This window comes from Buttiauxella massiliensis, from assembly GCF_902500225.1.
GTDB classification, from domain to species: domain Bacteria; phylum Pseudomonadota; class Gammaproteobacteria; order Enterobacterales; family Enterobacteriaceae; genus Buttiauxella; species Buttiauxella massiliensis.
In genome coordinates, this window is sequence record NZ_LR722648.1 from 171,911 (window position 1) to 184,127 (window position 12,217).

The 12,217-nt window shown below is 51.0% G+C and carries 7 protein-coding genes and 1 pseudogene; all 8 read right to left on the reverse strand.

The window, feature by feature from the left end; genetic code table 11:
• Positions 1–21: 21 nt before the first annotated feature.
• A pseudogene (locus tag GC128_RS00830) lies at positions 22–1,355 on the reverse strand (IS4 family transposase).
• Between the two features lie 120 nt (positions 1,356–1,475).
• Positions 1,476–2,123 carry an MBL fold metallo-hydrolase gene (locus tag GC128_RS00835; protein ID WP_151992704.1) on the reverse strand — a complete coding sequence of 216 codons (648 nt, stop codon included), beginning with the start codon at positions 2,121–2,123 and terminating at the stop codon, positions 1,476–1,478.
• Between the two features lie 40 nt (positions 2,124–2,163).
• Positions 2,164–2,712, reverse strand: coding sequence for a YcbK family protein (locus tag GC128_RS00840; protein ID WP_034457197.1), 549 nt, complete (start codon positions 2,710–2,712; stop codon positions 2,164–2,166).
• A 182-nt stretch (positions 2,713–2,894) separates the two neighbouring features.
• Entirely contained in the window at positions 2,895–4,775 is a 1,881-nt protein-coding gene (ldtD, locus tag GC128_RS00845; protein ID WP_151992705.1) for a L,D-transpeptidase, read from the reverse strand.
• A 163-nt stretch (positions 4,776–4,938) separates the two neighbouring features.
• Positions 4,939–9,387: a chromosome partition protein MukB gene (gene mukB, locus GC128_RS00850; RefSeq protein ID WP_151992706.1), complete on the reverse strand. Its 4,449-nt coding sequence runs from the start codon at positions 9,385–9,387 to the stop codon at positions 4,939–4,941.
• Complete coding sequence (gene mukE, locus GC128_RS00855; RefSeq protein ID WP_034456346.1) at positions 9,384–10,100, reverse strand: chromosome partition protein MukE; 717 nt, start codon at positions 10,098–10,100, stop codon at positions 9,384–9,386. The genes mukB and mukE overlap by 4 nt, the downstream gene beginning before the upstream one ends.
• Positions 10,081–11,403, reverse strand: coding sequence for a chromosome partition protein MukF (gene mukF / locus GC128_RS00860; RefSeq protein WP_064517543.1), 1,323 nt, complete (start codon positions 11,401–11,403; stop codon positions 10,081–10,083). Before mukF ends, mukE begins: the two co-directional genes overlap by 20 nt.
• Positions 11,396–12,184, reverse strand: a complete 789-nt coding sequence (cmoM, locus tag GC128_RS00865; protein WP_151992707.1) for a tRNA uridine 5-oxyacetic acid(34) methyltransferase CmoM — start codon at positions 12,182–12,184, stop codon at positions 11,396–11,398. Before cmoM ends, mukF begins: the two co-directional genes overlap by 8 nt.
• Positions 12,185–12,217: the final 33 nt, after the last annotated feature.

Genomic DNA, 12,217 nt, shown 5'->3' on the forward strand with positions numbered 1-12,217 from the left:
CGCACAATGCGGTAATGCCAGTCAGTTAAGCAACTGACTGGCATTTTTGTTCCAGGCTTTACCATATTTTCGTGGCCTTTCCTTTACCACTCTCGGGAAGGCTCTTTCTCTTCTTATCGGCAGCTTTACCATCTGCGCCATGCTCTCCATGTCCCGCATCAGTTCAGGGATCCGTCCCGGTGACGCCCCCTGCAATGTCATCAACATCCGCATCACCATTCCGCATGATCCCGAGAAGCTCAGCTGATTCGGCCAGTAACCTTTCAGACTGCCTGCCATTTTTATCATCTGATAACGCACAAGATTATACGCCAGCAGCACACCCCACAGTTCCTGCTCCACAAGCTCCGGCTTTTTACTCCGCAGCGTCAGCCTGCTCAGTTGCATTGTCTGTTTGATTTCCCGGTAACCCAGCTCGATTTCCCACCGATGGCTGTACAGCTCCGCCAGCTCCCCACCCGGATAGCGCATCGCATCTGTCATCGAGGTCAGCAGATGGCTGACTTTTCCTTTCCGGGTGACCGTCAACAGTCGGGCCGTCATTTCCTCTCCCAGCGCCGGCCACTTTTTCCGCGCCTGCGGGCTGGTTTTCAGCCTCACCAGATGGTCGCCTTTTCCCAGCTTCTGTATTGCCTCGTACTGCGCGCCTTTCCTCAGTGGGACATCCAGTGGCGTTGTTTCCCTGCCTGGCTCCAGGCGTTCAACAGGCCCAGAGAGTAATAGCCTTTATCCAGCAGGGTCAGGGTGTTATCGCCGGTCTGGTTTATCAACTGCTCTGCCAGCGTGTATTCACTTTCCTTCATCGTGCCGAAAGCGGCGGCCGTTAACAGATGGCTGGTCAGCTCCATCTGGCAGACCATTTTAACCTGAGGGTAGAGTCCGGGCTGACCGGCATACGTCTGACGCGGGAACGCTGTGTCGTTTTCGGCTGTGTCCGGTGTTCGCCAGACCACGCCATCCACGGCCAGCATTGTCAGGCCACACCAATGGGGATGAGTCGTGGCACCATGCCAGAGTGGTGCAGTTTGCAGGAACACCTGGCGAACAGCCTCGCTTCCCAGCCGCTGACGGGCCTGGATAACGGCGCTGGGGGCGACGAAGGGACGGTCACCCGGCAGCATGATATCCAGCCGGTTAACGATTTGATGAAGTGGCTCTTTACGCTCGAGTGCCATACCGATAACGCACCAGACCATCATTTCCAGCGGCAGACGGCGCTTACGCAGAGTGACAGTGCCGGACTCGGCAAGACAGCGGGAGATGAGCTCCGGGTCAAGAAAATCCCCGAGAGAAGTCATTGGGTTACGCAGAGAGTCGTAACGTGAAACGAGATCAAGAGCCTGTGCGATATGCATAAAAAATCCGGAAACGGGTGAGCATTTCCGGATTCTTACACAGCCACTGGATCGGTCAACCGATCCTTAACTGATCGGCATTACCGCACAATGAGGCTCTTTCTATTTCTGCGGCCTGATTTACCAAACCGGTAATTCGTCTTGCAAGAAGGGATTGTGCAGGCGTTCGTAACCGAGCGTCGACAATGGTCCATGACCCGGAATAAACGTCACATCATCGCCCAATGGCAATAACTTACGTTTAATTGAGTCGATGAGTGCTGCATGATTACCCTGAGGGAAATCGCTACGCCCCACTCCACCTTTGAAAATCACATCACCGGAAATCAGTAACTGGGATTGAGCATCAAAGAACACAACGTGGCCAGGTGTATGGCCCGGGCAATGCAGAACCTGGAGGGACACATTCCCTACCGACACCGTGTCACCTTCGTTCAGCCAGCGATCTGGCGTCAGCGGCAAACACTCTTCGAGGCCAAACATTTGGCTTTGCGCGGGTAAACCCTGCAACCAGAATTCGTCTTCTTTTTCCGGCCCAACCACAGGAACACCATAGTGCTCAGCCAGTTCAGCAGCCGCTCCAACATGATCAAGATGGCCATGAGTTAACAGGATCTGCGTAATTGTCACGCCTTTCGCAGTAACTTGCTGTTTGATCTTTTCGGCTTCTCCACCAGGATCAACCAATGCTGCCTGCTGAGTTTCTTCGCACCAAATCAGAGAACAGTTTTGGCCGAATGCGGTGACCGGAATAATGTGATAGTTCATGACGCTCCAATACCGGCAACGCTCGCCGGATTCCGTTGTTTTACCAATGCCTTAGTGGCCCGGTATCAATATGCACAAAGTTGCTGCTTGGGTAGTATCCTACACCACCAGCGCGCATAGATAATGCTGCTTTGCGAACATTGCTTAACGAAATCCCTTCAATATGGAAATCCATTGCCTGGCCTTTGGTGTGATAGCTCTTTTTAGCTACACCTCGGCTGTGGGCACGTAACTCATTGTTCGTGTCCAGGGAGCGATAACCAGATACCAGCTGCACCGGTTTGTTGGTTCCTAACAAACCTTGCAGGCGATAAAGCTGGTCAAACAATTTAGGGTCGATGGATTTGATTTTGTTTGCGCGATAATCACGGAAGAAATGATTAAGCCTTGCTAATTCATCCTGAATATAGCCTTTACCATCGAAAAATTCAGCCTTCAATGACTCCCCGGTATGCAGGTTATTAAGAGTCAGAATGCGTGGGCGCGGTGTTGATAGCATGGCAAACGCTTGTGTTGGTAACAGCGAGGCACCTAAAGCCACACCACCCAACGCCAGCAGCTTGCGGCGGTTTGCGTCAAATTTGTCCATGATGTCCAGGTCTACAGGTAAAAAACGATCGAATAATATGCACTTTGGGCGCACTGCTCCGCACCTTAACCGCCAAAACAAAGCGAGTCAAGGCGTGCAAAACCCAGTAAAACCGGGCCCTGTAGAGGCCCCGGAAGGGCTAAGCGATTATTACGACCGCTAATTCATTAGAATTACTGCATTTAGCGGATTAATAGTTCAGCTTTTGAAAGGATTTGTGCGCCTGATCGCGCGGTAAGATCATAATTGTAAATATCTGTACGGTACTGCGTGCGCCCGTCGTCACCGACAAAAGCGGTCAGGTAATAGAGACTCACCGGGATGGTCTGGCGAATGTTAACGTATTTAGTATTGCCATCTTTCAGTTGACTCGAAATCCGGGCATCGTTCCAGCCCGCATCTTGCAACAACATGCTTGCCAGCTCAGAGGCTTTGTTGACTCGTACACAGCCTGAACTCAACGCTCGCGCATCTTTCTGGAACAAGGTGTGGTTAGGCGTGTCATGCAAATAGATAGCGTCAGAACTCGGCATATTAAACTTGTAACGCCCTAACGAGTTCTGCACCCCAGGTTTTTGCTGGAAGCGGAAAGGCAAGTTGCTGGCAGTAATAGTTTCCCAATCAACATGCCATGGGTCGATTGCTTCTGCATTATTACTCCAACCGCGTAGCACGCTGTAACCATGACGGTCGAGATAGCCTGGGTCCTGGCGCACTTTTGGCAAAATATCGTTGCGTGCAAGTGTTGGTGGAACATTCCACGGCGGGTTAACGACCACATTATTAAGCGCACTGCTCATCATTGGCGTTTTGCGATCTGGCCGTCCAACGATGACGCGTGAAGCCAATACTTCACTGCCGTTAAGGTAATAGCTCAGAGAATAGTTAGGGATATTTACCATAATGCCGGTATCGAGTTTTTTCGGCAGTAAACGTAAACGTTGAATGTTTAATGCAACCAGCGACGCACGTTGTTGCGGTGTGACATTCAGCCAGTCACGTGTTAATTGCCCGATTGAGCCATCAACACCCAAACCTTGCCATTTCTGGAAACGTTTTACGCCTTCAACCAACTCTTTGCTGTAGGCACTTCGAACAGCTGGAGTTGATTTCTTTTTCTTCCCAGCCACTGCATCTGGCGTCTGTTGCGCGGTTTGCTCGCCATCTATCTGAATAGCTGAAGGACTGACGACAACCGCAGCCTTAGCAGCACCGTCACGCTCAGGTAACGGAATCGAAGGTTCGGCCTGCAACATACCGGTACGCGCGAGTATTTCCCGTAGCGCTGGAACATCATTGCTCCACTGGCCGGGACGCAGAGTTTCAGCGCTGGTCAATTGAGGCCATGGGCGCGAGTCAGTGAGTAAGTGCACCAACGACTGGTGCAGCTTGGCGTATTGCGGATGCTGAGGGGCTAGCGTTTCAACAAAACTGACTAGCGTCCCTTGATCTACCGCCACTTGCCATTGGTTAATAACCGAGATAGGCGGAGTTTGCAGCTTGTAAGGCTTAGCGCTGTACAACCAGCGATTGCCTTCCGTCGGAATGCCATAAACAAATTGCAAATAACCCATCATCGCATCAGACAATACAATATCGCGCGATAACCCCGTGACAGACGGATCGGTAAGCAGTTCTACCCAGGTAGTAAACTGTGGTTGGATGCCAGAAATGGCAACTTCGGCAAGTTGCTGCTGGAAAGCCTTCACGGCATCGCGATTCTCCCACATCGGTTTCATCTCGCGGGCAGCATAAAATGCAGACAACGCATTCAGATAAACCGGGGTGTAGCCCGCAGGCAAATGCGCCACGAGCTGAGAACGGCTTTGTGCGGCAGACATGCCGGTAGAATTTAGCGGTAACACTCCCACCATAGTAGCGGTAGCAGCAGATTGCGGTAGTGGTTGGTCTGGGGAGCTGGTTGGTTCAATGCTCACAGCAGAGCTGTCAGAAGGAACGACCGCTGGCTCATCGGCCTGCGCCATAAACAGTGGAGCGAAACTCAGTGCCAGCCCGTAACCGAGCGCTGACAGCTTAAAACCGTGCAATTTTGTTAGCAACATCCCTTGCCCCCTGTTTATACCTGTTTTTACATCACCCAGCTTTTGTCGCTGGGTTTTAATAATCAGTATATAAACAGCGAATATTATTTGCCCGTATAAATGTAAATAAAATTAAAGATTAAGAATTCTGAGAAAAGAAAACGCGGGCCGTAGCCCGCGATTTTTATGACGCATCTATTGTGCCGGCAACCGGCTCAGGAAGCGGTGGTGCAAAGCCCCTGAGTCCTACAACATGGACGTGTTCATGGTTCTGAACAACCTTACGTACCAGCTTGTAGGTGGTGCCTTTTTCTGGGCTGATGTTCTCTGGCGCTGCAATGATCAGTTGCATTTCAAGTCTCTCACACAGCTCAAACAGCGTAGCAATTGACTTAGCATCCAGTCGTGCCGCCTCATCGAGGAACAGTAAACGACATGGGGAGATATCTTTACCACGCAGTCGACGCGACTCTTCTTCCCAGCTTTGAACGACCATCACCAGAATTGACATACCGGTACCGATAGCTTCACCGGTCGATAATGCGCCACTTTCCGCACGCAACCAGCCATCTGAACCACGGTTTACTTCAACTTCCATTTCCAGGTAGTTGCGGTAATCGAGCAGCTCCTCACCAATAGTTTGTGGAGTGCGCTGGCCCATATCAATTTGCGGATTCAGGCGTTGATACAGTTTCGCTAATGCTTCCGAGAAGCTCAGGCGATTGCTATTAAACAGATCCTGATGCTGCTCATGTTGTTCTGAAAGCACATTCAGCAATGTCGCATGCGTTTCGCGAACGTTCACATTTAAACGCACGCTGTTTACCTGGCCAAAGGAGACGCTTTGCAACCCTTGGTTAAGCATGCGGATGCGATTCTGCTCGCGCTGAATCGTCTTGCGAATGATGTTCGCCGCACTGCGTGAACTGATGGCCAATTTTTGCTCACGAGAGGTCAACTCTTCCGTCAGGCGGCTCAGCTCAATTTCCATCTGCTCGATAGCTTCGACAGGATCATCGGTACGGATAATGTCCTGACGAATACGTTCGCGCAGATGCTGATAAACCGCGACAAAGAACTGAATTTTGCGCTCTGGTCGTTTTGGATCTTCTGACATGCGAAGCACATCGCGCAGATGTTCGTTATCCGCAACAGCAAGGCGCAAAGCACCCAACGCTTTATCCGAGATTGAACGAAGCTCGTCGCCGGTGACATAGGCCAACTCGCGGCGATGCAAACGACGCTCTACGCCGTTTTCTTTCACCATGCGCATCACGGCACACCAGCCAGCTTTCGCGGTGACAACATGCTCACGCATTTCGAAATAGCTGCGCTCTAGTTGCTTGAGCTTGCGGTTCAGGTTGCTCATTTCCGCTTCACACATGGTCAGCGCTTTTTCGAGCTGATTACGGCGTGAACGGTTATTACTCAATGCCGTGTGCAGTTCATCACGACGCGCACGCGCACGCTCTTCTGCACCCAGATCTGCACGAACACCGATATCGCTTAACTCTTTGTGCAGGTCGGTTAACAGCTCTTTTTTGGTATCAAACGAACTTTTCAGCGACGCCATTAACTGGCTGAACTGACTCAGTTGCTGCGCATGGCTACGCAGTGCCTCACGGGAACGGGTACGTTCAGCTTCAGCATGTTCCAGACGGTTACGCAGTTTTTCATTCAAATCGCTATTGCCATCAAGCATAGCGGCTGAGTCAGAGTAACCAAAGTGCGCACGACGTTGCACCACTTCGGTCAATGCGAACGCCTGTTGGCGCGCATCGCGCTGGACTTGTTGCGCGTACTGATAATCTTCTTTTAGCTGTTCGAACTGCTCAGGGTCACTTTGCAATACCGAAGCCACAGCTTCGAGTTTAGCCAGCTGATTACCGAACTGATGGAGGAAACGCGCGGCTTCATCTGCTTCGTCCAGACGTTCACGAATTTCATCACAACGATCGGCCAGCGTTTCGTCATTGAGCAAACTGATGCGAGGCAACAGGCGGTTAAGTTGATCAACCCCCTCTTTAGCCTGTTCAAATTGCTGACGCTGCTGCTGGTTGTCATTTTCATGACTGTTGATAGCGCGTTCAACTTCGCCGCGGCGAGTATTGAGCTGTCGAATTTCTTCTTCAGGGTCGTCGTCAAACGCCACGCCCAAATGCTGGCCGATGAAACGGCTAAATGACTGATGTAAACGCTGAGATTTCTGAACATCAAACGACAGCGTTGCGAAACGCTCCGCCAGAGTTTCACGCTCAGCATGGAGATTTTCAAGACGATTCTCACGGGCTGCACGGCCAAACAGAGGCAACACCGGCAAACGAGAATAACGCCACTGACGCTCGGCAGTTTTTACCAGAACGGCAGCATTAAGCTCTTCAACGGTAAACACGCTGTCATCGAAGGAAGATGGGTCCCCTTCAATCAGATACAGATCTTCCGGGCAATCTTCGAGATTATCCAGTTGATCACGAACCAGTGACAAATCTGGAACCACGATTGCATGACGCGATGGGCCGTACAACGCAGAGAAGTACGGTGCGTCATCGATGCTAATGTCGTCATAAATCTCTGACAACAACACGCCGCCAAAGCGTTCAGCCAAGGCATTCAGACGCGAGTCTTCAGCGCCACCAGGTTGGCTAAGACGTTCAATTTCATCGTCGATAGCACGTTTACGCGCCCCCACTTCATCACGCTCAACCGTAACTTCACGCTCGCGCTCAAGCAGTTGCTGCATGTATTCCGTAACTTGCTGGCTGCTTTCAAACTGCTCATGACTCTGCTCGCACAACTGGGTAAGGCTGGTTTGTGCTGCCAGCCAAATCGGTGCGCGCTGTTGCAGGCGTTTAATACGAGCCTGAATTTGCTCTTGTTCCTGGCGCAAGTTGGCACGCTGGTCACTGGCATCAGAAACGCGTTGCTGCAATGTCTCGATGCGTTCAGAAAGTTCTTCGTGCAACACTTCCAAATCTTCAGGATCGAAGTGTTTGCCCTGGCGCTTACAGAACTCAGCAAACATGCGCTCGGCTTCTTGCTGTTCGCGCAGGCGTTGTTCAAGTTCATTAAGGCGCGCTCTGAGCGGCTGAACTTGTTCCATCAGGTGACGCTGGTTGTTACTGTCACGCAGTAATTCACGCGCTACATTCCAGGCCTCACTACGGCTCACCGGGCCATTGATAGCAGTCACTAGCTGATAAGCATGCTCAAACTGGCTATGCGCTGTTTGTGCCACACTCATTTTCTGCTCAAGTGTCAGCAGTTTTTCGGTTGTTTCCTGCTCTTTCACCTGGAAGGTTTCCAGCCACTCTTCCGCGCTTTCAGCAGTCAAATCTGGCAAGTGACAAAGCGCACGCGCGCGCTCAAGTGCTTGCAACGCTTGCTGGTATTGAATAGCACGTGTCTGTTGTACATCGAGTGCTTGCTGGTAGTCGGCCAGCTGGCTTTTCAGCTCATCGACTTCCAGCTCGGCAGCTTCCGCGCGGGCTTCGTTCTCTTCTTGCTGCTCTGAGGCTTCGGCAACAATTTCATTTTGTTCTTCGAGGCGCATTTGCAGTTCATCGAGATCAGCTTCATAGCGCTCGATTTTTTCCTGCTGGCGAATCGCCGTTTGTACCAGGTTCAGGTGGTCACTGGCCGCCTGATAATCAGTTTCCAGATCCCCTTCCGCACCGCTGTGTTCTGCAAGCTCGCGAGCCATTTCGACATGTTTGTATTGCTCTGCGGCAAGTTGCTTGCGGCTGGTCAATAGTTCACGACGGAATTCGAGCGCTTTATCCAGGTGGATACGACGTTCATTGGCATGACGCATGTAGTCCGCAGCCACATAGTTGGTGGCTTCAGAAATCAAATGCTTAAACAGGTCACGGTCTGACTGGGTGACGCGAATCGCTTCAAGCGTCATTCGGTTTTCACGCAAAGCCGCTTCCATATCCTGGAAGGCTTTACGCACACCGCCGTTTTCTGGCAACAGGTAGTCGCGCAGTGAACGAGTAATGGCGCTGGAAATCCCGCCGTACAGCGAGGCTTCGATAAGACGGTAGTACTTACTACGGTCGGAAGCACTGCGCAGACGACGCGCAACAATGCCCAAATCGAACATCAGCGAGTGGTAATCAGTAATCGAGTTGAACTGTTTAAATTGAACGCCTTCAATGGCTTCCACTTTATCTTTCAGTTCTTGCAGACTCAGAACGCGAGCCTGACGTTCGTTTAGCGTTTCCGTCAGCAACTGAGTCGGCTGAATAGAAGAAGGTAAACCTTGAATCGCAAACGGCTTGATATCGACTTTACGGTCGCGGCCAGCCACTTGTTGCAGGCGCACACCGACCACAACTCGCTGATTACGTGAGTTAACCACATCGAGCAAGGAGTAGCAGACACCCGCTTTTAACTTGCCGTGCAGACCTTTGTCACGTGAACCTGATGTGGCCCCCGCTTCGGTGGTGTTACGGAAGTGCAACAGTGTTAAGTCCGGGATTAGCGCGGTTACGAACGCCGCCATAGTAGTGGATTTACCGGCACCATTACCGCCGGAAAGCGTGGTCACCAGTTCATCTAAATCAAAAGTACGCGCGAAGAAACCGTTCCAGTTAATCAGCGTTAGTGAGCGAAACTTACCGCGTTCAATCATTCCTGTTCATCCTCCGCGTTATCTGAAGCCAATTGCGACTCTTCAGTTTCATCATTGAGTTGCAAACGAGTCTCTACCGGCATCGCTTCACCATCACGGATCATGCGGAGTTGCGCTTCACGCGCATCGTCGCCAGCACGTACATCGGCACCAAAGCGGAATACTGATTCAGTAATGCGGAATTTGCTGCTGTCATGGCCCATAAACCAGATCATGCCAAGACGACGTAAACGCGTTAACGAGGCGCGGACTTTTTCTTGCAGTTTTTGACGGTCGAGATCTGAGCCTGTGGAACGGTTGTTCACAAGCTTAAGCAGCTTGCTTTCATCCGCAAGCGTCAACAGTTCATCGTACAACTCGGCCTGTGTGAAAATACCTTCGTTCGCCAACCGTTCTGGACTGAGATAGAGGTAACAGAGAATTTTACCCACCATCATGTCCAACTCAGACAGCACTGAGCGCGGGATCAATGTGGTGGAGCGCGGGCGCAAATAGAAGAAACCTTCAGGCGCGCGAATTAACTCCACGTTATAACGGGTATAGAACTCTTCCAGTTCATCCTGGAAGTCCATCAAATAAGCATGATTATCCAGTTCATCGAGCCCAACATGGCGACCGGCGCGCAGTTGGCTATCGAGTGCTGGGAATAACGGATTGGCCAACGCCTGTGCCAGTTTTACTGGCATCACTTTTTCAATATTTGTTGATGACATGCGCCTGTACCTTGGCTCCGTAATCGTTAATTGCCTGCCACTGTGGCGGCAAGCCAGTAAAGTCTGCTTCAGCCACACCCAGACGTACCGCCTGGTCGACTACGATTCTCGCCACATCAAAATGGCGTGCGCGTGGGTATTGCGCCAGATAGTCCCGCATGACAACGCCCAAATCTAGTGGCACTTGTCTGGTTTTGTAGACCTGAAGTGCAGCTTCGATCATTGCGGCGAGTTGTTCACGAATTTCATTGAACTCTTCAAATTCCAGATCGCTTGGCAGTTCGCCCATAACTTCATCGTCACGCAACGTCATTTCTTCATCGCGCATATCCAGTAGACGATCGGCGTTAGCGTAGGTCAGAGCCCATGGCGCATCGAAATAGTTTTGAACCGACACACGCAGGCGTTGCGCAAAGACGCGGTTTTTATCCATATCAATGGCGGTACGAATGAATTTATGAACATGGCGGTCATAGCCAATCCACAGGTCGATAGCCTGCTGGCCCCAACTGACGATGCGGTCGAGTTTGCTTTGCAGATCAAACACCAGACGGTCAACAAAGTGCAAATCGTCGCGCCCCAGAATCGAATCCTGAATACGCAATAAATTTGCCTGCAATTTATCACCCGCAGCTTCCAGGGTGTCCTGCAACTCACGTAACGTACCCGATGTTTCGGACAGCAGCATTTCACAACTGGAGATGGCTGCACGCCAGTCTTTGTTCAGCAACTGTGCAATATCATCTTTAACCTGTTGCTGGTGTTCATCCATGATGCGCTGCGTGAGATCGATGCTGTCAAAAATCTCGGCGACGGAATATTTCAATGGCGCGAACACGTTACGATGCCAGTGGAATTCATCCCCACCTTCATCTGCTGAATCAGCTGCACGCTTCAATTCACCGGCGACAATCGATAACTGCATAGATAAACGCAGCGTTGAAAACTCACGTTGGCGAATGTAGTAATCGGTAATGCCAATACCGAGAGGCGTCAGGCGATAAATTGCATTGCCTTCATTAATTTCACTGACGAAACGGTTGATCAAACGCTGGCGCACCATGTCATTGATGGCGTTATTGGCACGAACGTTAATTGTTTCGCTAGTTTGATCAAAGCCTTCGCTCACGTAACGGAAAGCGTCAATCAGCTCGCCTTCACTCATTTCGCCATCTAGCCGCTCACCGTTTAAGGTCGCGATCGCCAACAGAAACGTCAGACGCTCTGTAGGCAGCGAAATCGAGTAGTCATTTTTCCTGGCCCAGGCAACCAGCTCCGGCACTGTCTGGGAAACATCACTCATAATTTTTCCTTGGCTCAAGCGGCTTGATTGCTGTCACGTGGATATAGCGGCCGAGGCTAACAAAAGGTTCCTGGCGGCAATAACGCGTTTCCAGTTCAAGCAAATTCTCAAAACCATCGTGTTGTTTATGCTTATCACGCAAGTAATCGTGAAATACTCGCACACCGGTTTTACCGGTAATCTGCCAGCCAATTTGCTCCAGCCAGTGATAGACCTGTTCTGGCTGTAGCGGATTGTCAGGCGAAAGCGTTTTCCGTTTGTTCTTTTTCATACCCTGAAGAACATATTCAAAGTTGCCGACAAACATGTTTCGCATCAGCAAGCCGTTAGCATTGTAGAACATCAGGGATAATGCACCGCCGGGTGCAAGGCAATCCCATAATGTTTTGAGTACGGCTTGCGGATCTACGACCCATTCCAGCACCGCGTGAAACAATATCAGATCAACCGGTTTTTCCAAATGTTGGCCAATATCCTGAGCGGAGGAATGTACGAAATGCATGTTGCCGCTCACACCTTTCTCATCAGCCTGAGCTTGAGCACGAGAAATCATCTGGGCAGAAACATCACAAAGCAGAACTTCATGGCCCCGCTCAGCAAGACCACACGCAGTTTGCCCTTCGCCACCACCCGCATCCAGAACGCGGATTTTTTCAGGCATAGTTGCCAGCAAAGCATCAAGGTCTTGCCATAAGATGGCCTGGCGGAGCTGTCCTTTGGTTGTACCGTAAATATTGCGTGAGAACTTCTCAGCAATATCATCAAAATTGCGGTCACGCACGGGCACGGCTCCATGGGGGAAAAGGGTTCATAC